The sequence below is a fragment of the Acrocarpospora pleiomorpha genome (assembly GCF_009687885.1).
Classification (GTDB): domain Bacteria; phylum Actinomycetota; class Actinomycetes; order Streptosporangiales; family Streptosporangiaceae; genus Acrocarpospora; species Acrocarpospora pleiomorpha.
Genome location: NZ_BLAF01000004.1, coordinates 87,487 through 112,494, shown reverse-complemented (window position 1 = coordinate 112,494; position 25,008 = coordinate 87,487). Strand labels below are relative to the sequence as shown.

At 70.1% G+C, this 25,008-nt stretch carries 22 protein-coding genes; 11 read left to right on the top strand and 11 right to left on the bottom strand.

The window, feature by feature from the left end; translation table 11 throughout:
- Window positions 1-4 precede the first annotated feature (4 nt).
- From Aple_RS00530 to Aple_RS00500, 7 genes are all read right to left on the bottom strand, one after another.
- The gene (locus Aple_RS00530; protein WP_218038034.1) at window positions 5-973 is read right to left on the bottom strand and encodes a LacI family DNA-binding transcriptional regulator; all 969 of its coding nucleotides are present in this window, start codon (window positions 971-973) and stop codon (window positions 5-7) included.
- Window positions 974-1,053: 80 nt separating this feature from the next.
- Window positions 1,054-1,839 (bottom strand): SDR family NAD(P)-dependent oxidoreductase, encoded by a 786-nt coding sequence (locus tag Aple_RS00525; protein WP_155342408.1) that lies wholly within the window; start codon window positions 1,837-1,839, stop codon window positions 1,054-1,056.
- Window positions 1,839-2,657 (bottom strand): SMP-30/gluconolactonase/LRE family protein, encoded by an 819-nt coding sequence (locus tag Aple_RS00520; protein WP_281361515.1) that lies wholly within the window; start codon window positions 2,655-2,657, stop codon window positions 1,839-1,841. The genes Aple_RS00525 and Aple_RS00520 overlap by 1 nt, the downstream gene beginning before the upstream one ends.
- A 35-nt stretch (window positions 2,658-2,692) precedes the next feature.
- Entirely contained in the window at window positions 2,693-3,466 is a 774-nt protein-coding gene (locus tag Aple_RS00515) for an SDR family NAD(P)-dependent oxidoreductase (RefSeq protein ID WP_218038033.1), read from the bottom strand.
- Between the two features lie 57 nt (window positions 3,467-3,523).
- Window positions 3,524-4,375 carry a carbohydrate ABC transporter permease gene (locus tag Aple_RS00510; protein WP_155342405.1) on the bottom strand — a complete coding sequence of 284 codons (852 nt, stop codon included), beginning with the start codon at window positions 4,373-4,375 and terminating at the stop codon, window positions 3,524-3,526.
- 4 nt (window positions 4,376-4,379) lie between these two features.
- Window positions 4,380-5,255, bottom strand: coding sequence for a carbohydrate ABC transporter permease (locus Aple_RS00505; RefSeq protein ID WP_155342404.1), 876 nt, complete (start codon window positions 5,253-5,255; stop codon window positions 4,380-4,382).
- A 44-nt stretch (window positions 5,256-5,299) separates the two neighbouring features.
- Window positions 5,300-6,607, bottom strand: a complete 1,308-nt coding sequence (locus tag Aple_RS00500) for an extracellular solute-binding protein (protein ID WP_170321206.1) — start codon at window positions 6,605-6,607, stop codon at window positions 5,300-5,302.
- 105 nt (window positions 6,608-6,712) lie between these two features.
- Here Aple_RS00500 and Aple_RS00495 point away from each other — a divergent pair, with 105 nt between their 5' ends.
- The 7 genes from Aple_RS00495 to Aple_RS00465 all read left to right on the top strand — a co-directional run bounded on the left by Aple_RS00495 (window position 6,713) and on the right by Aple_RS00465 (window position 15,509).
- Window positions 6,713-7,966, top strand: a complete 1,254-nt coding sequence (locus Aple_RS00495; protein ID WP_170321205.1) for a CaiB/BaiF CoA transferase family protein — start codon at window positions 6,713-6,715, stop codon at window positions 7,964-7,966.
- Window positions 7,967-8,163: 197 nt separating this feature from the next.
- On the top strand, window positions 8,164-9,174 hold the full coding sequence (locus Aple_RS00490; RefSeq protein WP_170321204.1) for a LacI family DNA-binding transcriptional regulator: 1,011 nt from the start codon (window positions 8,164-8,166) through the stop codon (window positions 9,172-9,174).
- Window positions 9,171-10,421, top strand: coding sequence for a sugar ABC transporter substrate-binding protein (locus Aple_RS00485; RefSeq protein ID WP_218038032.1), 1,251 nt, complete (start codon window positions 9,171-9,173; stop codon window positions 10,419-10,421). The genes Aple_RS00490 and Aple_RS00485 overlap by 4 nt, the downstream gene beginning before the upstream one ends.
- Before the next feature lie 2 nt (window positions 10,422-10,423).
- Window positions 10,424-11,350 (top strand): carbohydrate ABC transporter permease, encoded by a 927-nt coding sequence (locus tag Aple_RS00480; protein WP_155342400.1) that lies wholly within the window; start codon window positions 10,424-10,426, stop codon window positions 11,348-11,350.
- Window positions 11,347-12,156, top strand: a complete 810-nt coding sequence (locus Aple_RS00475) for a carbohydrate ABC transporter permease (RefSeq protein WP_155342399.1) — start codon at window positions 11,347-11,349, stop codon at window positions 12,154-12,156. The genes Aple_RS00480 and Aple_RS00475 overlap by 4 nt, the downstream gene beginning before the upstream one ends.
- 12 nt (window positions 12,157-12,168) lie before the next feature.
- Window positions 12,169-13,677 carry a glucoamylase family protein gene (locus tag Aple_RS00470; RefSeq protein ID WP_155342398.1) on the top strand — a complete coding sequence of 503 codons (1,509 nt, stop codon included), beginning with the start codon at window positions 12,169-12,171 and terminating at the stop codon, window positions 13,675-13,677.
- A gap of 23 nt (window positions 13,678-13,700) precedes the next feature.
- On the top strand, window positions 13,701-15,509 hold the full coding sequence (locus Aple_RS00465; RefSeq protein ID WP_155342397.1) for a GH39 family glycosyl hydrolase: 1,809 nt from the start codon (window positions 13,701-13,703) through the stop codon (window positions 15,507-15,509).
- Here Aple_RS00465 and Aple_RS56120 read toward each other — a convergent pair.
- Together Aple_RS56120 and Aple_RS00455 are read right to left on the bottom strand one after the other, a co-directional pair.
- Window positions 15,482-16,216: a GmrSD restriction endonuclease domain-containing protein gene (locus tag Aple_RS56120; RefSeq protein ID WP_155342835.1), complete on the bottom strand. Its 735-nt coding sequence runs from the start codon at window positions 16,214-16,216 to the stop codon at window positions 15,482-15,484. The two genes, Aple_RS00465 and Aple_RS56120, sit on opposite strands and share 28 nt — an antisense overlap.
- A gap of 171 nt (window positions 16,217-16,387) precedes the next feature.
- Window positions 16,388-16,717 carry an SH3 domain-containing protein gene (locus tag Aple_RS00455; protein WP_155342396.1) on the bottom strand — a complete coding sequence of 110 codons (330 nt, stop codon included), beginning with the start codon at window positions 16,715-16,717 and terminating at the stop codon, window positions 16,388-16,390.
- 274 nt (window positions 16,718-16,991) lie between these two features.
- Here Aple_RS00455 and Aple_RS00450 point away from each other — a divergent pair, with 274 nt between their 5' ends.
- The 3 genes from Aple_RS00450 to Aple_RS00440 are packed head-to-tail and all read left to right on the top strand — an operon-like array spanning window position 16,992 to window position 20,014.
- A complete protein-coding gene (locus Aple_RS00450) occupies window positions 16,992-17,909 on the top strand; it encodes a fumarylacetoacetate hydrolase family protein (RefSeq protein WP_155342395.1) in 918 nt (305 codons plus the stop codon).
- Between the two features lie 46 nt (window positions 17,910-17,955).
- Window positions 17,956-19,362, top strand: a complete 1,407-nt coding sequence (locus tag Aple_RS00445; protein ID WP_155342394.1) for an MFS transporter — start codon at window positions 17,956-17,958, stop codon at window positions 19,360-19,362.
- Window positions 19,363-19,378: 16 nt separating this feature from the next.
- Window positions 19,379-20,014: a TetR/AcrR family transcriptional regulator gene (locus Aple_RS00440; protein WP_155342393.1), complete on the top strand. Its 636-nt coding sequence runs from the start codon at window positions 19,379-19,381 to the stop codon at window positions 20,012-20,014.
- A gap of 46 nt (window positions 20,015-20,060) precedes the next feature.
- On the opposite strand, the gene Aple_RS00435 is transcribed toward Aple_RS00440, so the two are convergent.
- A complete protein-coding gene (locus Aple_RS00435) occupies window positions 20,061-20,528 on the bottom strand; it encodes an Lrp/AsnC family transcriptional regulator (RefSeq protein WP_155342392.1) in 468 nt (155 codons plus the stop codon).
- Between the two features lie 149 nt (window positions 20,529-20,677).
- Here Aple_RS00435 and Aple_RS00430 point away from each other — a divergent pair, with 149 nt between their 5' ends.
- Window positions 20,678-24,055: an indolepyruvate ferredoxin oxidoreductase family protein gene (locus Aple_RS00430; RefSeq protein ID WP_246264014.1), complete on the top strand. Its 3,378-nt coding sequence runs from the start codon at window positions 20,678-20,680 to the stop codon at window positions 24,053-24,055.
- Here the strand turns inward: Aple_RS00430 and mmuM are convergent.
- On the bottom strand, window positions 24,021-24,944 hold the full coding sequence (gene mmuM, locus Aple_RS00425; RefSeq protein WP_155342390.1) for a homocysteine S-methyltransferase: 924 nt from the start codon (window positions 24,942-24,944) through the stop codon (window positions 24,021-24,023). The two genes, Aple_RS00430 and mmuM, sit on opposite strands and share 35 nt — an antisense overlap.
- Window positions 24,945-25,008 lie beyond the last annotated feature (64 nt).

Below are 25,008 nucleotides of genomic sequence, written 5' to 3'. Positions count from 1 at the left end.
GCCGCTACGCCGTGTTTCGCCGGCGGACCGTGTAGGGCAACTCCACGACCTGCGGTTCGCCGGTGAAGCCGAGCATCCGGCGGCGCAGGCCGGCCACGGCCTGCCGGCCCATCTCGTGGCGGGGAACCTCGACCGTGGTGAGCCGCAGCGGACCCGCGCTGGCGAAGCTCATGTCGTCGAAGCCGGTGACCGCGACGTCGTCCGGTACGGCGAGGCCGCGCTCGTGGCAGACGTCCATGACGCCGAGCGCGATGACGTCGTTGCCGCAGACGACCAGATCGACCGGGCCGCGCGCGTCGAACAGAGCACGGGCACGCTCCACCCCGCTCTCCCGGGTCAGGTCGCCGACCATGCCGTCCGGCAGCGGCGTCCGGCCGGCGGCGGCGAGGGCGGCCCGCGCTCCGGCGGCCCGCCCGGCACTCACCGAGGAGCGCTCGGGACCACCGAAGACCGCCACGCTCTGGCGGCCCTCCAGCACCAGCGAGGTGAGCTCCCTGGCCGCGGCGAAATCGTCGATGCCGACCCAGTCGGCGTCGAGCCCCTCGATCCGGCGGTTGATGAGTCCGAACGGCACGCCCCGGGCCCGCAGGTCGGTCAGCATGGGGATGTCGTGCGGCAGGACGGCCGTGAACAGCAGCCCTTCGCAGTGGCTGTCGACCAGGGCCGACACGGCGGACGCGTGGTCGCGGCCGTCCAGCCCGACCTGCGCCACGAAGACCTGCATGCCCTCGGCGGACGCGCCCTCGATGACGCCGGACGCCAGCTCCGGGTAGAACGGGTTGGCCACGTCCGGCAGCAGCAGCCCGAGCGTGTTCGTCCGGCCCAGGCGCAGGCCGACCGCCAGCCGGCTGGGCCGGAACCCCATCTCGTCCGCCACGGCCTTGATCTGGTCGCGCAGCTCCTCGCTGACGCCGGGCAGGCCGTTCAGGGCGTAGGAGACCGTCGCGGGAGTGACCCCGACCGCGCGTGCCACATCTCGCTGCGTAACCCGCTTCGACGTTCCACCACTCACCCTGGCGCCCCTCAAATCCCTGGATGACGGAACAGGCTAGATCAAAAGTACAGGGCTTCGCCTCCCGTGAGGTTCAGAGCTGCGCCGGTCATGAAGGCGCTGTCGTCACTCGCCAGCCAGCTCACCAGCGCCGCGACGTCGACCGGCCTGCCCATTCGCCCGACGGGCACGCGGTCCCGCGCGTACTGCCGCATCCAGGCCTCGGCGTCCGGGTTCTCCTCGCCGGTCGTCGCGGGCAGGGTGTCCAGCATGAGCTGGGTGACCATGGTCCCGGGGCAGACGGCGTTGACGGTGACCCCGGACGGGCCGAGTTCCTCCGCGGCGACCTGGGTGAGCGAGATGACCGCGCCCTTGCTGGCGCTGTACACGCCGAACGTGGCCAGCCCGCGCTTGCCGAGATAGGAGGCGATGTTCACGATCCGGCCGCCGCCCGCGGCGGCCATGATCCGGCCGGCCGCGCGTACGCCGTTGAACACGCCCCGGGCGTTGACCGCCATGACGCGCTCGTAGGTGGCGTCGGTGGTCTCGGTCAGCGGGAGCTGCGGCTGGCTCACTCCGGCGTTGTTCACCAGCACGTCGAGCGCGCCGTGACGTTCGGCCACCTCGTCGAGCAGGGCGGCGAAGCGGTCCCCGTCCGTGACGTCGAGGAACTCGGCGTGATGCGGACGCCCGGTCAGCTGCCCGAGTGCCTCCGCCAGTTCGCGGGTGTCCTGAACGTCGGTCACGACCACGGTGGCGCCGTCGCGGGCGAGCCGTCGCGCGGTGGCCTCGCCGAGGCCCTGCCGCGCGCCCGTGACCACTGCGATCTTGCCGTCCAAGGGGGACATCAGTTTTCCTCTCCGCTGGGGTGGACCCGCCTGGTGATCAGTCCGGTCACGCCGGGGCGGGACACCAGCACGGCGCCGGAACAGGGGAAGCGCGCCAGGGTCGGCTCGTCCAGGCCCACCCGCGCCGAGGTGACGTACAGCGTGTCCAGCCGCGGCCCGCCGAAGGCCAGGCTGGTCGGCCGGGGCGCCGGGAGGTCGACGCGGGCCGCCACGTTCCCGTCCGGCGCGTACCTGACCAGGCAGGCGCCGTCCCAGATGGCCGACCAGACCTGGCCTTCGGCGTCGACGGCCAGGCCGTCGGGCATGCCGGGGCCCGGCCATTCGGCGAAGATCCGCTCGTTTCGGAGGGGGCCGTGCTCGGTGTAGTCGGCGGCGAAGACGCGTTTGGCCACGGAGTCGGTGAAGTAGATCGTCCGCCCGTCCGGCGACCAGTCGATGCCGTTGCTGAGCGTCAGGCCGGCGCGCAGCACGTCCAGCCGGGTCCCGTCCAGCCGGAAGAGCGCGGCGTCGGCGGCGTCGCGGTGCTCGTTCATGCTGCCGAAGACGAACCGGCCGTACGGGTCGACGGCGCCGTCGTTGAGCCGATGGTGCGCGGGCAGGTCGAGGGCGGTCAGTTCGGCGGTGAGCGTGCCCCGCGCGTCCGTGGCGACGACCCGGTGTTCCAGCGCCGCCACGAAGCCGCCGCCCGCCAGCGGGGCCACCGAGCCCACCTTCTCGCCGAGGTCGAACGTGGTGCCGGCGAGGGTGCTCACCCGGCCGCGCAGGCTGTCCACCCAGACCAGCCCGTCGTCGCCGAGCCAGACCGGGGACTCCCCCAGGATGTCGACGGGCGGCGTGACCGCCCTGACCTCGCTCAGAAGAACACCGCCTCGCCGCCGGTCAGGTTGAGCGCCGCGCCCGTGACGAAGTCGGCGTCGTCACCGGCCAGCCAGGCCGCCATCGCGCCGACGTCGGCGCCGGTGCCCATCCGGCCGGCGGGGATGCCCGCCGCCGCCCGGTGACGCCACTGCTCCACGTCGGGGTTCTCCTCCCCGACGAACGTCGGCAGCTTCTCCACCCACATGGGCGTGTACATCGTTCCGGGGCAGATGCTGTTGACGGTGGTCCCGTACCGGCCGAGTTCCAGCGCCAGCGCCTGGGTGAGCGAGATGACGGCGGCCTTCGACGCGGAGTACAGCGCGTGCCCGGCGATCGCCTTCTTGCCGATGTAGGAGGCGGTGTTGATGATCCGCCCGCGCGGCTGGCCGCGGAACACGCGGGCGGCGGCGCGGCACCCGTTGAACACGCCGCGGACGTTGACGTCGAGCACGAGGTCGTACTCGGCGTCGGTCAGGTCGGCCACCTCCGCCCCGGAGTCCATGACGCCCGCGTTGTTGACGACGATGTCCAGCCGGCCGTACCAGGAGAGGGTGTCCTGGACGAGCCCGTCCATCTGCTCGGCCGAGCGCACGTCAACGGCCACCGACCGATGCTCGCCGCCGCTCGGGGTCAGCTCGTCCAGCAGCGACTCGGCCGGTGCGAGGTCGGCGACGACGACCGTCGCGCCCTCCGCCGCGAAGCGCCGCACGACGCCCTCGCCGAGTCCCCGCCGCCCTCCGGTGACGATGGCCACCCGTCCGTCCAGCATGCCCATATTCCGTATCTCTCTTCTCGTGCTCACTCTTCTCGCCGGGCGGTCGCCCGGTCATCCCTTCACTCCCCCGGCCAGCCCTTCGACCAGGTTGCGCTCCACCAGCAGGAAAACCACGATGAGCGGCACCACGGCCAGCAGGCCCAGCGCCATCAGCTCGCCCCACGACACCTGGTACTGGCCCACCAGCGAGGTGATCCCCAGCGTGATGACCCGGTTCGACGGCGACGACGTCAGCGACAGCGCGAACAGGTACTCGTGCCAGGAGACCAGGAACGCGTAGAAGAAGACGGCGCCCACGCCCGCCCGCGCCGCCGGGGCGACGACCCGCAGCAACGCGCCCACCCGCCCGCACCCGTCGATGAGCGCGGCCTCGTCGAGCGCCCGCGGGACCTTCGCGATGAAGCGCCGCAGCAGCCAGGTCGCGATCGGGACGGTCAGCGAGATGTTCGTGACGACGAGCGCGGTCAGGGTGTCGAGCAGGCTGAGCGTGCGGAAGATGAGGAAGTACGGGATCACGAACAGGATGGTCGGGATCATCTGCGCGAAGAGCAGGACCAGCACGAGGGTCTCCCCGCGCCGGCCGGCCAGCCGCGACAGCCCGTACGCGGCGAACAGCGCGACCAGCGTGCTCACCGTGGCCGACACCCCGGCGACCACGAGCGTGTTGCCCATGATCACCCCGAAGTCGGCGCGGGTGACGACCGCGATGAAGTTGTCGAGGGTGGGGGTCGACGGCCACCAGGTCACCGGCGTGGTGTAGATCTCGTTGGCCGGTTTGAGCGACGTCGAGAGCATCCAGGCGAACGGCAGCAGCGCGAACAGCAGCAGTGCCACGATCAGCGCGTACCTGCCCGCGGCGCCCGCCGTGCGGGAGACAAGGTGGAGGTTCTTGGGTCGGGCCATGGGGTCAGTCCTCCTCGTCGCGTGCCGACAGGCGCATCAGGAGCACCGTGGCGACCAGGGCCAGCACGAACATGAGCGCCGCCAGCGCCATGGCGTCGCCGAAGCGCTGGTACTGGAAGAACAGCCGGTACACCTGCGTGGCGAGGACCTCGGTGGCTCCGGCGGGGCCGCCGCCGGTCAGGACGTCGATCATCGCGAACTCGCGGAAGGCGTACAGGCCCTCCAGGGTGCCGACCAGGATGAAGATCGGCCGCACGCCCGGCCAGATGATCGAGCGCAGCCGCCGCAGCCGGCCCGCCCCGTCGACCGCGGCGGCCTCGTGCAGTTCCTCGGGGATGGCCTGGAGCGCGGCCAGCAGCATCACCATGATGAACGGGAAGCCGCGCCAGACCTGGGCCAGGATGATGATCCACGGTGCCAGGCCCGGGTCGCCGAGCCAGCTCACCGGCTCATCGATCAGTCCGAGCTGGAGCAGCAGCCCGTTGAACGCGCCGGCGTTGGAGTCCATGACCCAGCGCCACATGAGCGCGGTGAGCACGGTGGGGATCACCCACGGGAACATCAGCGCGCTGCGGAAGACGCGGCGCCCCCGCAGCTTGCTGTTGAGCAGCAACGCGGCGGCGAAGCCGATGGTGAGCGAGATCGCCACCGACGCCAGCGCGAACCGCATCGTGTTGACGAACGGCCGCACCAGCGTCTCGGGCCGCGACAGCAGCGACTCGTAGTTCCGCAGCCCGGCGAACGCCATCGAGAACAGGTCGTCGACGTTGGCGAAGCTCGCGTACAGCGCGAACACGATGGGGAAGCCGAGCAGTCCCACCAGCACCGCGAGCAGCGGGCCGAAGAAGATCATCCGCTCTTTGAGCGCGCGGCTGTTCATACTGGTTATCTCCCTGAAGGGTCTGCTATTCGCGATCCCTTGAGTCACAGTCCCTTGAGCTGCCCGCACGCGGACTGGAACGCCTCGGCGGCCGGCTGCTGCCCGGTGGCCGCGGCCTGGTAGGCGGTGATCAGAATCTGCCGCATCTCGGCCATCTTCGGACCCCGCGGGCGGGTGAACCCGCTCTGCTTGATCAGGGTGCTGTACGTCGAGAGCAACTCGTTGCCGGTGACGGCGGGCGAGTCGAACACGGCGGTCCTGGTGGGGACGAAGCCACCCGCCTCGGCGCTGGCCTGCTGCGCGGCGTCGGTGCTCATGTACTTCATGAACTCCCACGCGCCGACGGGGTTCTTGGCCTCCTTGGGCACGACGAAGATCAGCGCGTCCTCGTTGGCCCCCGTGGCCCCGCCCTGGTCCATGGGCGGCATGTGGGTCACGCCCAGGTCGTCCTTGATGCCGGCGTTGTTGCCTTCGTAGATGCCCAGGCCCCACGGGCCGTCGGTGACGAAGCCCACGTCTCCCGCGGCGAACTGGCGGGTCAGCTCGTCATAGCCGATGCCCGACGGGTTGGGGACCAGCCCGCCGTCGCTGTAGAGGCCGGTCAGCCAGGTGAAGGTCTTCTCCGCCGCCGGGCCGCACATCTCCTTGACGTACTGGTTCGGATCGTTCAGGTTGACGCCGCCGGCCACGTACCAGGCCCAGTGCCGCTCGAAGCTCGACGCGTCCTTGCCCTGGAAGACCATCGGGGTGCTGCCGCTCGTCTTGATGGCCTTGAGCGCCGCCCGGAAGTTGTCCCAGGAGCTCACGGCGTTCTCGACGTCGACCCCGGCCTTGGCGAGGACCTTCTTGTTGTAGTAGACGGCGTCGCTGGTTCCATCCTCGATGGGGATGCCCCACAGCTGGCCGTCCCAGGTGGCCAGGGCTTTGGCCGAGTCGGTGAACGCCCCCGAGAAGGCGGCTCCTTCGCCCTCCCAGTACTTGTCCACCGGCTGGAGGTACTTCGCGTAGTCGGCGATCTCCGAGGTGGTGATGGCCACGATGTCCGGGGCCGAGCCGCTCAGGGCGGTGTTCACCAGCTTGGTGCCCTTGTCGGCGAACGGAACCGGCTCGCCCTTGACCGTGATCTTGTCCTGGCTCTTGTTGAACGCGTCGATCCAGCTCTGGTGGAGCTTGCCCAGAGCTCCCGGGTCGGCGAGGCGCCAGCTGAGAACCGTCACCTCGCCGGAGCCTGAGCCTTCGCCTGAGCCTGCGTCTGAGCCTGTGCCGGTGGAACCGGACCCGCACGCGGCGAGCGCAAACGCGAGCGCGCCCACTGTGACGCTCGCGATGGCCGAACCCAACTTCTGGTGCACCGTTGCCTCCTTGCCGCTTTTGTGCGGTCTCCTCCCCCGACGTTCACTTAATCGAATAATATGGATGTCCCGGCCTCATGGCAACCACAGTGCCGAGGACGGAGCGTGACATTTCACATCGCAAAACCCATCGAGGTGCACTCCATGGCCATCCCCCTCCCCTTCGACGGCATCCGTGTGATCGACACCTCCCAGGTGCTCGCCGCGCCGTACGCGTCGTACCAACTGGCCCTGCTGGGCGCCGACGTCATCAAGGTCGAGAACCCCTCCTCGCCCGATTTCGTACGCCAGGTCGGCACCGACCCCGCCCTGAACGACCGGAGCATGGGGACCCAGTTCCTGACGCAGAACGCCGGCAAGCGGTTCCTCACCCTCGACCTCAAGGACGAACGCGGCCGTACCGCGCTCAAGGACCTCGTACGGGGCAGCGACGTATTCGTGACCAACGCGCGCCCCGGCGCCTTCGAGCGGCTCGGCCTCGGATACCGGGATCTGGCGGCGATCAATCCCCGGCTGGTCCACTGCGCCGTCTCGGCGTTCGGCGCCCGCGGGCCCAAGCGTGAGCACACCGGGTACGAGAACGTCGTCCAGGCGACCTCGGGTTACATGTCCGCCAACGGGGACCGTCAACTGTATCCGCTGCGGCAGGGTTCCCCGGCCATCGACTACGCCACCGGGCTGACCGCCGCGTTCGCCGTCGCCGGCGGCCTCGTCCACCTGCTGCGCACCGGCGAGGGCATGTCGATCGACGTCGGCATGATCGACGTCGCGGCGGCCCTGATGGCCTGCCACGTCACCTCGCACCTGCGCGACGGCTTCGAGCCCGTGCCGACCGGCAACACGATGGCCCTCGCCACCACCTCGATGTACGCCACCAAAGAGGGGTCGATCATGCTCGGCACCTGCAACACCGCGCAGATGGAACGGCTGTGGACGCTGCTGGAACGGCCCGACCTGATCAAACCGGACCCGTTCGACTCCCCCGTCGCCGACTTCGAGCAAGAACACGCCGTCCTGTCAGCGATCATGCTCACCCGCACCGCCCAGGAGTGGGAGGACCACCTCCAGGACCACCACATCCCCGCCGCCCGGGTCCGCGAGACCCTCGCCGACGCCCTCTACGACACCCAGTACGCCGGACGCGGCGCCTTCGCACCCACACGGATCCCCGGAATCGACGGCCCGCTGGGCCTGCCACTGCTCGGCTTCATGCTCGGCGCGGACCCGCTCCTGCCGAGTCGGCCACCCATGCCCGCGGGCGCCCACTCCCGGGAAATACTGACGGAACTGGGCTACTCCGAGCAGGCGATCCTCGACCTGCTGGCCGACGGTGTCACGTCCGCACCGGACGGCTCATGACCGGCGGGTCACCTTGAAGGAAAGGCCCGGCGCAGCCAGCGCCGGGCCTTTGGCGGCTCACAGCGGGCGTAGATGCGTCGTGAAGGGGTCTTTACAGCGACACGGCTGAGGTATAGCTTTCGGGGAATCCCACGGTGTAAGCGCTTCCACATCGTGGCGAGCATGAGTGTAAGCGCTTACAGTTGCGAGGTCCCCGCGTGGCGAACACTGACGAGAGCGCGACGATCTACCAGGTCGCGCAGCGGGCGGGCGTGTCCATCGCCACCGTGTCCCGGGCGTTGCGCGGCACGGGGCCGGTCGCCGCCAAGACGCGGGAGCGGGTGTTGCGCGCCGTCGAGGAGCTGCGCTTCACCCCCAGCCGCCTGGGCGTCTCGCTGGCCTCCGGCCGCCACGCCGCCAACGGCATCGTCTTCCCCGACCTGTCGGGGCCGTACTTCGCGGAGGTGCTTCTCGGCTACGAGGAGGTCGCCTCCGAGCTGGGCCGGTCGGTGATCATCCTCTCCACCCGGGGCAGGGCCGCCGTGCCCGACCTGGTCCGCGACCTGTCCCGCCGGGTGGACGGCATGGTCATCTTCGGCCAGACGGTACGGGACGACATGGTCGCCGAGATCGTCGCCTCCGGCCTGCCGCTGGTGATGATCGCCCGTGACGCGGTCACCGGCGCCGACGTGGTGGCCAGCGAGAACACCGTGTCGGCGGCCCGGCTGGCGAGCCACCTGCTCGGCCACGGCTACCGGCGCATCGCGCTGGCCGGCGGCCATGACAACGGCGACATCACCCAGCGGTGGACGTCCGTCGGCCAGGTGCTCAGCGAGCACGGTCTCACCCCGCCCGAGCCGTCCCCCTGCGAGTTCACCGTCGAGGGCGGGCACGCCCTCGGCCGCTACCTGCTGTCCGGCCCCCGGCCCGAGGCGATCGTCTGCGCCGACGACCAGGTGGCCCTCGGCGTGATCCTGGCCGCCGAGGAGCTCGGCCTGTCCGTGCCCGATGACGTCGCGGTCACCGGATGGGACGACATCATGGCCGCCCGGCACGCCCGCCCCGCGCTCACCACCGTCCGGCAGCCGATGCGCGATCTCGGCGCCCGCGCCGCCCGCGCCCTGGACGAGCTGATCACCGGGGTCCGGGACACCCCAAGCGCGCAAGTCATCCCCACCGAGCTCGTCATCAGAGCGAGCTGCGGTTCGCACCCCCTGGAGGAAGCGTGAAGAGGTTCGTCATCGGAGTGGCCGCCGTGGGCCTGCTCGCCACCGCGTGCGGCCGGAGCGCCGGCGGCCCGGCGGAACAGGCCAAGGACGTCGACGTCAAGACAGCCACCGGCGAGGTCACCGTGTGGGCGATGGGTGCCGAGGGGGAGGCGCTCGGCGCGTTCGCCAAGGAGTTCGAGGCGGCCAACCCCGGCATCACGATCAAGGTGACCCCGCTCGGCTGGGACGTCGCCCACGACAAGATCACCGCCGCCATCGCCGGAAACGCCACCCCCGACGTCTCGATGCTGGGCAGCACCTGGATGGGCGAGATGGCCAAGACCGGCGCCCTGGAACCGACCCCCGGCAACCTCATCGACAAGTCCGTGTTCTTCCCCGGCGCCTGGGGCACCGGCGAGGTCGGCGGCACCGCGTACGGCGTGCCCTGGTACGTGGAGACCCGCGCCTTCTACTACCGCACCGACCTGGCCGAGAAGGCCGGGGTCCAGCCTCCCGCCACGTGGGAGGAGACCACGGCCTTCGTCAAGGCGCTGAAGGACAAGGCGGGCGCCGAGCTCGGCGTGGAGCAGAACTTCAAGCAGGGCTCCTGGCAGGAGGTGGTCCCGCTGGTCTGGCAGGCGGGCGGCGACATCTCCGCCGGCGGCAAGTGGACGCTGGACACGCCCGAGATGGTCACCGCGCTCACCCACTACTCCTCCTTCTTCAAGGACGGCCTGTCCGCCACCGACCAGCCGACCGGCGCGTTCCCGCAGACGTTCGTGAAGGGCGAGGTCGGAGCGTTCTACTCCGGGCCGTGGATGATCGCCGGGATGGAGAAGGAGGGCGGCGACGGCTTCGCCGACAAGTTCGCCGTCGCGCCGTACCCGAAGGGCAGCGCCGGGGGGACCAGCGTCATCGGCGGCAGCAACATGGTGGTCTTCAAGAGCGCCAAGAACCGGGAGGCAGCCTGGAAGTTCCTCCAGTGGCTGACCGATCCGAAGGTGCAGGCGAGCTGGTTCGGCAAGGTGGCCGCGCTGCCCAGCGTGCAGGCCGCCTGGCAGGAGCCCGCGCTGACCGCGGACCAGCGGGTGGGGGTTTTCGGCGAGCAGCTCAAGAACGCCAAGTCGGCTCCGGCCGTGCCGACGTGGGAGCAGGTCGCGAAGGTGATGGAGACCGAGATCGAGAAGCTCGCGCTGGGCAAGCAGTCGGCCGCGGAGGCGGCCAAGGCGATGCAGGCGCAGGCGGAGACGATCGGCACCGGGGCCTGATCATGGTGGCCACCGTGGAGACCAGGGCGGCGCGGGCGGCGGTGGCCCCGTCGCGCCCGCTTCGCCGCACCGGGATCGCCTGGTTGTTCGTGGCGCCGTTCGTGGTGGTCTTCGCGGTGTTCTGGGCGGGGCCGCTCCTGGTGGGGCTCGGGATGAGCTTCACCGACATGCGCAGCACCGACGTGCGGGATCCGCTGGGCGTGGACCTGGTCGGCCTGCGGAACTACCTGCGGCTGTTCGACGACGAGCTGATGCGCAAGGCGGCGGTCAACACGCTGGTGTTCGTGGTCACCGCGCTGCCGCTGACGCTGGGCCTCGGCCTGGCGGCGGCGGTGGCGCTGAACTCCGGGATCGCGCGGCTGCCCGCGGTGTTCTTCCGGCTGGGGTACTACCTGCCCTACATCACCAGCATCATCGGCATCGCGGTGGCCTGGCGGTTCCTGCTCGATCCCGAGGCGGGGCCGGTCAACCAGCTGCTGGCGGCGGTCGGCGTGGACGGGCCCTCGTGGCTGGCCGACGAGACGCTGGCGCTGCCGGTGATCATCGTGATGACGGCCTGGCGGAGCTTCGGGTTCGACATGGTCATCCTGCTGGCCGCCCTGCAGGGCATTCCGAAGGAGCTGTACGAGGCCGCCGAGGTGGACGGCGCGGGGCGCTGGGAGCGGTTCCGGTGGGTCACCGTGCCGATGCTGCGGCCGGCGTTGCTGTTCTGCACCGTGTACAGCTCGATCGGGTTCACCCAGTTCATGGAGGAGCCGCTGGTGATGACCCGGGGCGGCCCGGCGGGGGCGACCACGTCGGCCTCGCTGGCCATCTACAACCAGTTCGGGTCCGGGAATTTCGGTTATGCGGGGGCGGCGGCCACCGTGCTGTTCACCGTGATCGCAGCGCTGGCGTTCCTCCAGTTCCGGCTGGGGAGGTCGCGATGACGCGCCGGGTGTGGACCTACGCGGGCCTGGCCGTCGGCCTGGTGCTGGTCGCCTTCCCGTTCGGGTGGACGCTGCTCGCCTCCTTCAAGCCGGAGAGCGAGATCCGCCGCGACCCGCCGACGTTCCTGCCCGAGCAGTGGACGTTCGGCAACTACGCGGGGCTCTTCGAGCGTACCCAGATGGATCAGGCGTTCTTCAACAGCACCGTGGTCGCGCTGGCGTCCGTGGCGGGCAACCTGCTCTTCTGCTCGATGGTCGGGTACGCCTTCGCCAAGTTGCCGTTCCGGGGCAGGAACGTGCTGTTCGGCCTGGTGCTGGTGCAGATGATGGTTCCGGCGATCGTAGTGATGATCCCGCAGTTCGTGCTGATCGCCAGGTTCGGGATGGTCAACACATTCCTGGGGATCATCCTGCCGACTGTCGTGACGCCGCTCGGGATCTTCCTGATGCGGCAGTTCATCGCCGACATCCCGGACGAACTTGTGCACGCCGCCCGAGTGGACGGCGCCAGGGAGTTCCGGATCTTCTTCCAGATCGTCCTGCCGCTCTGCAAGCCCGCGCTCGCCACGCTCGGCCTGATCACCTTCTTCACCTCGTGGAACGCGTTCATCTGGCCGGCCGTGGTGGCGCAGAGCGAGGACATGTACACGCTGCCGGTCGCCCTGGCGATCTTCAACAGCGCCCAGGCCACCCAGTACGGCCTGCTCATCGCGGGCGCCGTCGTGGTCGTCCTCCCCATCCTCGTGATCTTCCTCTTCCTGCAGCGCTACTTCGTGCAGGGCACCACATTCACCGGTCTGAAGTGACGGGAAGTTTCCATGCGAACTCGTTTATCGGCCGCTCTCGCGGCCTGCCTCATCCTGCTCCCCACCGCCCCCGCCGCCGCCTCCTCCTCCGCGAAAAAGACCCTCGAAAAGTACGCACGGGACACCTGGCGCTCGATGACCGCGATGGTGGATCCCGCCACCGGCATCCCGACCGACAAGATCGAGGGCACCCTCGCCCCCGGGACCAGGGCCAAGGTCACCTCGCCCACCAACATCGCCACCTACCTGTGGAGCACTGTCGCCGCCCGCGACATCGGGCTGATCCGCGGGTCCGAGGCGCTCACCCGGGTGACCCGGGTGATCCGCGCGGTCGAACGGCTGGAGCGGCACGCGCCCACCGGCCAGTTCTACAACTGGTACGACCCGCACACCCTCGCCCTGGTCCGCACCTGGCCGGAGAGCGGCGCGGTGGTCGAGCCGTTCGCCTCCAGCGTCGACAACGGCTGGCTCGCGGCGGCGCTGATGATGCTCCGCAGGGCCGTGCCCGAGGTCGCCGCGCGGGCGAACACGCTGGTCACCGGCATGGACTTCCGCTCCTACTACGACCCGGCCGCCCAGCCGGACACCGGCCTGCTGCGCGGCGGCTTCTGGCCCGCGCAGCCGTCGGGCTGCTCGGTGGCGAGCGACTACAACGGCTCCGGCACCACGGTCTACTCCACCTGCCACCACTACGGCGCGCTCACCGAGACCCGGATCACCTCCTACGTCGGCATCGCCCTCGGCCAGCTCCCCAAGAACCACTATTTCGGCATGTGGCGGACATTCCCGGACACATGTGAGTGGTCGTGGCCGGAGCAGAAACCGGTCGGGGTCTGGGAGACCCACCAGGGCGTGAACGTCTTCGAGGGCACGTACGGCTACCGCGGCATGCGCCTGGTCCCCACCTGGGGCGGCAGCATGTTCGAGGCGCTCATGGTCCCGCAACTCGTGCCCGAGGACACCTGGGGCGCCGGCAGCTGGGGCCGCAACCACCCGATCTACGTGGCCGCCCAGCGCGCGCACGGCCTCGACGACGCCAAGTACGGCTACTGGGGCTTCTCCCCCAGCAACAACCCGGCCGGCGGCTACCGCGAGTACGGCGTGGACGCCATCGGCATGGACACCGACGGCTACACCTCCGACCAGGAACGCACCTCCGTCGACTACGGCTTCGGCGACTGCCGCCCCGGCAAACCGGAACCCGCCTCCTACGGCGACGGCGTGGTCACCCCGCACGCCTCCTTCCTGGCCTTGCGCTACGCGCCCGCGCAGGCGCTGGACAACCTCGCCAAGATCAAGGCCGACTTCGACGCGTACGGCCCCGGCGGCTTCTACGACGCGGTCGCGGTGCGCAGCGGGCAGGTGGCCAAGCAGTACCTGGCGCTCGACCAGGGGATGATCATGATTGCGCTCGGCAACGCGCTGAGCCGGGACGCGCTGCGCGGGTACTTCGCCACGCCGCAGGTCAAGGCCGTCCTGGCGCCGCTGCTCGCCGAGGAATCCTGGAACGTGTCCCACTAATTCACCTATATCGGGGAGAGCACATGAGCACGGCCGAGTCCGCACGACGCGACTGGCGCAGCCGCATCTACCGGCCGTCCGGGGAGGTGGCGGGGCCCTCTTCGCCGGACCTCGCCGCCCCCTCGGGGGTGCGGGCCAGGTCCGGGCGCGGGCACGTCACGGTGAGCTGGGATCCGGTGCCGGGGGCGATCGGCTACCTGGTCGAGCGGGCGGCCGAGGCGGCGGGGCCGTACCTGCCGGTCGAGCAGCCGGACGTGGATGTGCCGGCCGTGCCGGGGACCCGGTTCGTGGACACCTTCGCTGACGCCTGGTACCGGGTGGCGGCGGTCGCGACGGTGGACGCGGCCGGGCCGTTCAGCTCCCCGGCGTCCGTCTCATCGGGGGCGGACACCGGGGAGGTGTCGGTGCAGGTGGACGCGTCGCGGGTGATCGGCCCGGTCGGGCGCCCCTGGGCGTACATGATCGGGTCGGAGCACCTGTCCCATCTGCTGTCGGACGAGACGGTCGGCGGGCGGCCGATCGGCGCGGAGCTGCTCGCGGCGCTGCGGGTCATGCGGGAGGAACTGGGCGTGCGCACGGTCCGCGCGCACGCCATCCTCTGCGACGATCTCGGCGTCTACCGGGAGGTCGACGGCGAACCCGTCCACGACTTCCGGAAGGTGGACGAGGTCTACGACCGCATCATGGCCATCGGGCTGCGGCCGATCGTCGAGCTCTCCTTCATGCCCCGCGACCTGGCCGTCGATCCGGACAAGACCGTCTTCGGCTACCAGGCGATCATCTCCCCGCCGAAGGACTACGACCGCTGGGGCGACCTGGTCCGCGCCCTCGTCGGCCACCTCGCCGACCGATACGGTCTCCAGGAGCTCATCGACAACTGGGCGTTCGAGGTATGGAACGAACCCAACCTGGAGGTCTTCTGGAGCGGCACCCCGGAGGAGTTCTTCCGCCTGTACGACGTCTCCGCCGCCGCCGTGAAGGACGTGCACCCGGAGCTCCGCGTCGGCGGCCCGTCCTCGGCCGCCGACGGCTGGGTCCAGGAACTCCTCGACCACGTGCACGGCTCGGGCGCGGCCCTTGACTTCCTCTCCACCCACACCTACGGCAACGCGCCGCTGGACTGGCGGCCCGCGCTGGCCCGGTACGGCAGGGCGGGCACCCCCATCTGGTGGACCGAGTGGGGCCCCACCCCCACCCATTTCCACGGCATCGGCGACGGCCCTTTCGGCGCGACCTTCCTGCTGCACGGCATGCGCTCGGCGGCGGGGCGGCTGGACGCGCTGGCCCACTGGGTGGCCTCCGACCACTTCGAGGAGCTCGGCCGCCCTCCCTCCCTCTTCCACGGCGGCTTCGGCCTGCTCACGGTCGGCAACCTGCGCAAACCCCGCTTCTTCGCGCTGTCCCTGGCCAACCGGCTGGGCGAGCACGAACTAGCGCACACGCTCACCGGCGACCTGGGCGGCGTCGAGGTCTGGCCCGCGCTCGCCGCCGACGGCGCCATCGGGCTACTGATCTGGAACGGCACCCTCAACCAGTCCCAGGCGGGCGGCGACCCCGCCCTCACCCGGGATATCACGCTGACCCTGACCAACCTGCCCGAGGCTTCCTACACCCTCACCCATCACCGGATCGACCTGACGCACTCCAACATCCAGTCCGCCTGGCCGGACGGCACGCCCTGGCCGGACACCCACCAGTGGGCGGCCCTCCACGAGGCCAACACGCTCGACGAGTTCACCCCGCCGCGGACCGTCGAAGGGGGAACGGTGACCCTCACCTTCCCCCTTCCGATGCCCGGCATCTCCTACCTGGAGCTACGCGCCGAGCATTGAGCGAGCATGGCCGCCTTGTCGGTCTCGGTGACGTAGAAGTCGTATTTGATGGCCACCTGGGCGAAGCGGGTGACGTAGGCACAGCGCATCTTCCGGTCCGGAGGGAGCCAGGAGGCCGGACCCGCACCGCCCTTGGCCTCGTTGACGGGGCCGGAAACGGCCAGCAGGTTGAGCGGGTCGTTGGCGATCCGCACCCGTTTGCCCTCCGGCCACTCCCAGGCGCCCATCCGCCATTCGTACGACAGCGGCACCACGTGATCGACCTGCACCCGGCCCGACTCTTGTTTCCGCCAGCCGATCGTCCTCCCGGTGTAGGGATCCGAGAGTTTCATCGCGACGACGGCGCACGGTGATCCGGTGCCGTATATCAGCTGTTCTCCGTCTCGAGCGAGCAGGTCATCACGAGTACGACACCCGTTCCGCGCATACGGAACGCCTGTCGCGGTATCCGCCCAATTCTCACCGAACCAGGCACGTGTGTACCCCCATAGGGAGTATCCGTCTCCGACCCGCAACGTCTTGATCAATTCGGTGGCGGCCGCCCTGTCGGCGGGTGAGGTGATGGGAGCCAGTCCTGGCTTGGTCCCGTTCGGATTGTGCAGAGGATTCGCGCCCGCGTGTACCCGGGGAGCGGGATATGTCGCGCTATCGGCCGTCGGGGAAGCGCTCGGGGCGGCAGACGGGTGTCGGGCATCGGAGATTCGCATGGCGATCTGCGCGCTGATGAGCCCACCGGTGGCACATGCGATTGACAGGAAGGCGATTCGCCTGGTGATTGTCACGGAGTCTCCCCTTGGTCTACATCGTCCTCGCAGGTCGAGTCAGGAGATGGTGAGCCCCCGGCCGCCGCGCTGGGGCGGCGGCCGGGGACAGTCAGGTCAGCTCACCTTGCGCAGGTACTTCGCCGACGCCCATCCGGGCTTGCCGCAGGAGGACTTGACCGCCACCCAGTTCCTGACGGGCTGGCACGCCCCGGCGAAGTACCGGTCGGACACCTTGAGCTTGCCGATGGCGTGCGAACGCAACGTCGGGCGGAGCCGGACATTGAGGTAGCTGCTCGGCCGCACATGTCCGACCTTGTACACGCACGCAAGGGCGGCACGGGGCACCTTGGGGTGCGGGTGGGCGCTGGCCGCGGCCGGCAGGCTGGCGATCGTGAGCCAGCCCGCGGCACACACGATCAGTGAGAGAGCGATTCGTTTTCCCATGAGGATTTCTCCCTTCGCTTGCATCGTGTCCATCAGGCCGAAGGCCGGCGGACGGTCAAGGCCCGGTACCTGACCTGCGATGCTTACGCAAAGTAGATATCCGATTACTCTCTGTATAAACGTTGGGTCATGCTCCGATCCAGTCTTGGCAATCGGCCGGTTGCCATCGGGTTTGCGGAGCTTTCCGGCCTCTTGACGTGAGCGCGATCTATAGTACGCTGTTCTATAGAACGTCGTTCTATAGCGAACCGCCCATCACTCAAAGGACCAACTCATGGAGATCCGTCGCCGTCTGACGACTGAGGGCACCCTCGTGGTCGAGACCCGTGCCCACCAGGACAGCCCATGGAATCCCAGCGACCCGAAGAACGCGCTGGGCTACGAGCCGGCGTTCTCCCCGACGTGGGAGGCCGAACAGGCAGCAGCGCACCGCATCGGCGAGGACGGCGAGGTGCTGCCCTTCCAGCCGCTGTCCTTCCGTGACTTCATGTTCTACGAGGAACACAACATCGCCGCCGCGCGCGGCTACGTCACACGCTTCCGCCCGCACCTGGCCAAGGTGGCCAAGGGCTTCGAAACCCTCACCCGCACCACCTTCCCGCCCTTCCGGCCCAACCGGCTGTGGTACCGCCAGCCGACCTACTACATGGGCAACGCCGCCACCATCGTGCCCAGCGGCACCCCGGTCACCGCCCCGCCTTACACCCAGGCCCTGGACTACGAGCTGGAACTCGGCTTCGCGCTGAACGCGCCGTTGCTGAACGCCTCACCGGCCGAAGCCGAGGAAGCCATCGGCGCGTTCGTGCTGCTGTGCGACTTCAGCGCCCGCGACGTGCAAATCCCCGAGATGAACAGCGGCTTCGGCCCGCAGAAGTCCAAACACTTCCTGACCTCGCTGGCCGGCACCGCCGTCAGCGCCGCCGACCTGCTGCCGATCTGGCCCACCCTGCAGTCGCGCGTGATGATCAACGGCGAGGTCATCGCCCGGCCGGACGCGCGCAAGGCCCGCTGGAGCCTGGGGCAGGCCCTGGCCCACGTCTCGGCCGGCGAACAGCTCTACCCCGGTGAGCTCTTCGCCACCGGCACCATCACCGGTGGCTGCGGCATGGAGATCGGCCGCTGGCTGCAGCCCGGCGACCAGCTGCGCCTGGAGATGGACGGCGTCGGCGTCATCGAACACGCCATCTATTGAGTTCACGTACACCCACCAGCCAGTACAGAAACCCCCAGGAGGAACGATGATCGGCACGACCCCCGCCGCATCTCAGCCCGCGACCGGCGGCGCGGCGCCGCCTCGAGCGCTGTCGCGAGGCGAACAGGCGAGCTTCGGGATAGGAGGGCTGGCCACCGGCATCTTCACCACCGTGCCCGGCCTCGTCCTGCTGTATTACCTGACCGACACCTTGGGGGTGGCCGCCGGTCTGGCCGGCCTGGTCGTCACGATCCCCAAATTGCTCGACCTGGTTTTCAACCCCCTGGCCGGGCGCCTGTCCGATCGCACCGTCAGCCGTTGGGGCCACCGCCGCCCCTGGATGGTCGCGGGTGGGCTGCTGCTGCCGACGGCCTTCGTCTCGATCTTCTGGTCCCCCTTCACCGGAAACGCCGCCGCGCTGTGGGTCGCGCTCACTTTCGCCCTGGCCGGGACGGCCTTCTCCATGTTCGTGGTGCCCTGGTCCTCTCTGCCCGCCGAGATCGGCCCTGACACCACCACCCGCACCAGCATGATGTCCTGGCGCATCGCCTTCATCGCCCTGGCCATCCTGCTCTCCGGCGGCCTGGCACCGGCCCTGGTCGAAATCTTCGGCGGCGGCGCCTCCGGCTATCGGGCCATGGCCTTGAGCATGGCCCCGCTGATGCTCATCGCCATGAGCGTCGCCATCCTCATCGGCGCGCGACGCTCGACCCGCACCAACGTCACCATCGCCGGCACCGGCACCCTGCGCGAGGCCCTGCGCGCGGTGCGCGCCAGCCGGCCACTGCGCACCATGTTCGCGGTCATCGTCTTGTGCGAGGTGGCCGCGGCCACCGCGCTGGCCGGCGCCCCCTACATCGCCGACCACGTCATCGGTTCCGAAACCGCCCTCATCCCGCTCTTCATCTGCCTGGTCGGTCCGTTGATGCTGACCATGCCTCTGTGGCGGCGAGCCGCGGTGCGCCGCGGCAAGCGCGCGGCGCTGCGAGGAGCCGCGGCCATCTTCGCCACCGGCGCCGTCTCGCTGATCGCCTTGCCTTTTGTGCCCAGCGGGATCCAGTTGCCCGCCGCCCTGATCGCCGTCAGCATCCTGGGCACCGGCTTCGCCGGCACCTCCATGTTGCCTCCGGCCATGTTCTCCGACGCCGTCGCCCTCGAGGCCGGCACCTCCGGGAAGCGCCGCATCGGGCTGCTGACCGGCGCCTCCAACGCCGCCGAGACCATCGCCGGCAGCATCGGTGCCGGGGTGTACGCGGCGGTGCTCTCCCTCACCGGCTTCGTCTCCAGCGAGGGCGATCAGGTCACCCAGAGCGCGACCGCACAACTGGGCGTCGTGGTCGGCGTCGGAGCGGTCTCCGCCCTCGTGCTGACCGGCGTGATCATAGTCCTGCGAAGCTATATCTTGAAGGAGACCGACATCGACATCGACCAGCTCAGCACCAGCGCGCTCTAGAGGAGGACGCGACAAAGTGAGGCCGCCGCCCGCGACCCCCGCTTCTCGCCACCGCACCGCCAGCGAGCAGGTCGGTGCGGCATTGCTGGACGCCGCCCAGGCCGTCCTGGACCGCGAGGGCCTGGCGGCGGTGTCCGTGCGAGCGGTGGCCATCGAGGCCGGCGTGGCACCCATGGGGGTCTACAACCGCTTTCAGAACAAGGACGGCCTCCTCGTCGCCCTGGCTGTGCGCGCCTTCGACGCCCTGCACGCGGCGGTGGACGTCGAACACTCCGGCGAAGCGCCGGGGGATCCGCTGCAGCGGCTGCGCCAGTCGTGCCGCGCGTATCGCACCTTCGCCCTGCGGCACCCTGAGCAGTACCACTTGATGTTCAGCGGCGTGAGCTCGCTGGCCTCGCCCTCGCCGGCCGCCAAGCACGGCACCGCGGTATTGCAGGTGCTGGTGGACACCATCGACTCCGCCACCCGGCAGGGGATCCTGCACGCGGCGGAACCCGTCGAAGCCGCCCAGATGGTTTGGAACGCCATCCACGGCGCCGTCACCCTCGAGCTGGCAAGCTTGAACGTCACCTTGAAGCGTCACGGCTTCGAGCCCGCCGACACCTACGACAAGATGCTCGACGTCCTCATCGACGGACTCCGTCGCCCTTAGCTGCTCAGCCGGCTGCCCAAGTGGTTCGGCACAGCCGTCAGCTGAGTCACGGCGCGCCCGGTAGCGGGGGCCTGAGGGAGTCGCGGGTCCAGGAGCCGAGGGCGATCAGCGTCTTCGTGCCGGTCACGTCGCCGGTGCGGCGCAGGCGGTCGATGACCTGCTGGAGGTGGCCGAGGTCGCGGGCGCGGACGTGGACGAGGGCGTCCGGGTCGCCGGCGATCGTGAACACCGCCTGCACCTCGGGCACCTCCGTGGCCGTGTGCACGATCCTGGAGACCGGTGTCGTACCGGCGTAGCGCAGCTCGGTGAACGCCTCGATGCCCCATCCGAGCTTGGCGTAGTCGATCCGCACGGTGAAGCCCGTTATCACGCCGATCTCCCGCAGGCGGTCCACCCGCCGTTTGACGGCGGCCACCGACAGGTCGACCTCGACCGCCATCTCCGAGAAGGTCCGGCGCCCGTCCTCGCGCAGCAGGCGCAACAGGCGGTGATCGATGTCGTCAATGTCCGCCACAGCATTCCTCCGTACGCAAAGAACATCAGCCGTTCTCCGAAAATCATGAGAACTTTTGCGTGTTTCCGATGTTTTGTCTAGCGATACTTGCGCAGCTCGCGTCGGGTTGCTGTGCTTGGGTCTCCCCCACGTACTACCAGGAGGTTCGCGTGAGCGTGTCGCTCGAGGACAAATACGCGGCCACGGACGGCACCGTCCTCATCTCGGGCATCCAGGCCCTGGTCCGCCTGACGCTGGAACAGCGCCGCCTCGACGCGGAGCGCGGCCTGAACACCAGGGTCTTCGTCTCGGGCTATCAAGGCTCGCCGCTCGGCGGTCTCGACCTGGAGATGGGACGCGCCGGGCGATTCCTGGAGGAGGCGGGCGTGGTGTTCCGGCCGGGGGTCAACGAGGAACTCGCGGCAACCTCCGTCGCGGGGACGCAGCTGCTGGGCCAGGTGCCCGGCCGCCGGCACGACGGAGTGACCGGCTTCTGGTACGGCAAGAACCCCGGCCTGGACCGGGCCGCGGACGCGATCAGGCACGGGACCCTGGCGGGCACCGCGCCGCTTGGCGGAGCGGTGGCCTTGATCGGCGACGACCCGGACTGCAAGTCCTCGACCGTGCCCAGTTCGTGCGAGCCGATGTGCCAGAGCCTGTCCATGCCGCTGCTCGCGCCCGGCTCGGTGGCGGAGATCGTCGAATTCGGGCTGCACGCGGTGGCGCTGTCGCGCGCCACCGGCCTGTGGACCGGCCTGAAGATCGTCGCGGACGTCGCCGACGCCTCGGCCACGGTCGACCTCGGACCGCTGCGCCAGAACGTCCCGATGCCGGACCGGGCCGGTGGTGCTCCGCCGACCCTGGTCGGCCCGGCTTCCCTCGACGCCGAGCACGACATGCTCACCCGCCGGCTCGGGCTGGCGCGAGAGTACGCCCGCGCGAACGGGCTGAACCGGGTGGTCTTCGGGGCGAAGCGGGCCACGTTGGGGGTCCTGGCCTCCGGCACCGCCTACGCCGTGGTCCGGCGCGCGCTGGCCGACCTCGGCCTGGACGAGGCCGCCATGGACGCCCTCGGGCTCCGGCTCATCAAACTCGCCATGCCGTTCCCCCTCGCATACGAGGACCTGGCGGCCATGACCTCGGACCTGGGCACGGTGCTCGTGGTGGAGGACAAGGTGCCCTTCCTGGAAGGCCATCTCAAGCAGGCGCTGTACGGAGGGCCGTCGCCCGACGTGATCGGCCGTGAGCTGCTGACCGCGCGCGGCACCCTCGGCGCCGAGGACGTGGCCAAGGCGCTGGCCACCTGTGCCGGCCAGGACAGGCTTCCCAGGAGAACGGCCGTGTTGTCCCCCGCGCCGCGGCGCATGCTTCCGCTGGTCGCCGCGCGCACGCCGTACTTCTGCTCGGGCTGTCCGCACAACATCTCCACCCGCACCTCCGACGAGACGCTGGTCGGCGTGGGGATCGGCTGCCACGCCATGATCGCCCTGGACGGGGACGGGCGCGGCCGGCAGGTGGGGCTGACCCAGATGGGCGGCGAGGGCGCCCAGTGGATCGGCCTCGCCCCCTTCACCGAAGACCGGCACTTCGTGCAGAACCTCGGCGACGGCACCTTCCACCACTCCGGGTCGCTGGCGATCCGCGCGTCCGTCGCCGCCGGGGTGCGGGTGACGTACAAGCTGCTCTACAACGACGCGGTGGCGATGACCGGGGGGCAGCGCGCGGAAGGCCGCCTCGACGTTCCCGCGCTGACCCGGTCGCTGGCCGCCGAAGGAGTCCGCCGGATCGTGATCACCACGCCCGAGCCGGAGGGCTACCGCGGGGTGCGCCTCGCGCCGATCGCGTCCGTACGGCACCGCGACGCGTTGCCGGTCGTGGAGAAGGAACTGGCCGTGGTCGACGGGGTGACCGTGCTGATCCACGACGATCGGTGCGCGGCCGAGGAGCGGCGGCTGCGCAAGCGGGGCACCATCCCGGCGCCGACGGCGAAGGTCGTGATCAACGAGCGGGTGTGCGAGGGGTGCGGCGACTGCGGACAGGTGTCCACCTGCCTGTCGGTGCAGCCGGTGGAGACCGAATTCGGGCGTAAGACCCGCATCCACCAGGCGTCCTGCAACACCGACCTGAGCTGTCTGGCGGGCGACTGCCCGTCGTTCCTGCTCGTCGAGCCACGCGCCCGCCGTAAGCGTGAGGCGCCCGCGCTACCGGTGGTGCTCACCGAGCCGGTGCCGAGATTCCCGGACCGGACGGTTCTGCTGCGCATGCCCGGCATCGGCGGCACCGGCGTTGTCACGGTCTCGCAGATCCTGCAGATGGCGGCCCACCTCGACGGCCTGCACGCCGCCGGGCTGGAGCAGACCGGGCTCGCGCAGAAGGGCGGCCCCGTCGTCAGCGATGTCCGCGTCTCCCCGCGGCCGATCGCCGGCTCGATCCGCGCGTCGCGCGGCACGGCCGACGTGCTGATCGGCTTCGACCTGCTCGGAGTCGCGGCGGACGGCAATCTCGCGGTCGTCTCGCCCGGGCACACGGTCGCCGTGGTGAACACCGCCGTCGTGCCCACCGCCGCCATGGTGACCGGCCGCGACCCGCTGCCCGCGTCGGACGCCGACGCGGTCGCGCGCGTCGAGTCGGCCACCGAGGGGTCGGGCAACGTCTACCTCGACGCCAACGCCCTGTCGGAGGCGCTGTTCGGCGACCACATGCCCGCCAACCTGCTGCTCGTGGGCGCGGCCTACCAGCATGGCTGCGTTCCGGTGTCGGCGGAGGCGATCGAGCGGGCGATCCGGCTCAACGGCGCGGCGGTCGAGCGGAACCTGGCGGCCTTCCGCTGGGGCCGGGCCGCCGTGCTGGACCGCGAGGCGGTGTTCCGAATCGCTCTCCCCCCGCTCGCCATAGCCGCCTCCGGGCCGCTGGAGGAGGTGCTGGCCCTGCGGATCGCCGACCTGACCGGCTACCAGAACGCGGCCTACGCCCGCTCGTACACCGAGGAGGTGAGCCGGGTGGCCACGCTCGCGGCCGAGCGCGCCGGAGCGGAGGCGGGCGCGCGCATCCACCTCGCGTACGCGCGCGGGTTGCACAGGCTGATGGCCTACAAGGACGAGTACGAGGTCGCCCGGCTGCACCTGGACCCGGTGGAGCGGGCGCGGCGCGAGCGCGAGTTCGGCCCGGACGCCGTCGTGTCGGTGCTGCTGCACCCGCCGCTGCTGCGGGCGATGGGCATGCGGCGCAAGATCAAGCTGCGCCGTACCGCGGGAATGGTGTTCCGGGGGCTGCGCGCCGCACGCGTGCTGCGGGGCACCGCGCTGGACGTGTTCGGCTACGCGAAGGTGCGGCGCGTCGAACGCGCTCTGATCTCCGAATACCGTGACCTGATGCGCCAGGCCCTCGAACGCCTCACTCCCGGCACCGCCGATGTGGTGGCGGAGATGGCGGCGCTGCCAGAGGCGATCCGCGGATACGAGGACATCAAGCTCGCCCGGGTGGCGGAGTTCCACGAGCAGGCCCGGACCCTTCTCACGAAGCTGAACGAGCCCGCCCACCAGGCGTGACCACAGCTTGAGCGATTTCCGCGATATCGATGGGCCGCACCCGGCAACACCCGCCCACGATCCGCGCCCCGGCGGCCACCCACTCCCGGGCCTGCCCAGCGGAATACCGCGATGCCCCCACCCACGTCCGCCGCCGCGCGTCCCAGCCCTCGCCGCTGTTCGGATAGACGATCACCGGTTTTCCGGTGGCCTCGAGCGCGGCGGCGATGGCCCGCGGCACATCGGACGGCGCGCAGCAGTTGACGCCCACGGCCACCACCTCCGGCACATCCCCGGCCACCGCGAACGCCTCGGCCAGGGGTTGCCCAGCACGAGTGCGATCCCCCTCAATGCTGTACGTCAACCACGCCGGCACCCCCATCCCGGAAACCACCGTCATCAGCGCCTCCGCCTCATCGATGTCCGGCACCGTCTCCAGCGCCAGCACATCCGGCCTTGCATCGACCAGCACCTCCACCCGAGGCCGGTGCCACGCCACCAACTCCCCCACGCTCAGCCCGTAGCGCCCCCGATACTCCGACCCATCCGCCAAAGCCGCCCCGTACGGCCCGACAGAGGCCGCGACCCACCGCTCCCGCCCGTCACCGGCCATCTCGGCACGGGCAGCCTGCGCCAGCTCGACACTCCGTCGCACCAACCGCACGGCGTCCTGCCGCCCAATCCCCCGCGCCGCGAAGCCGTCGAACGATGCTTGATAACTCGCCGTCGTGGCGATCACGGCACCCGCGCGAAAGAACGCCAGGTGAGCCGCTTTGATCTCCTCCGGCGCGTCCACCAGCAACCGCGCCGACCACAACGGGTCCGAAAGATCGTGCCCACGCGCCTCAAGCTCAGTCGCCAAACCGCCATCGGTGATCAACACAGTCTCACTTGGTGTGAAAGCACCCATATCTCCACCCTAGGTCTGGTGCCCCGCTCCCCCGTTACGAGCAGGAACTGGGCGGATCTCGCTC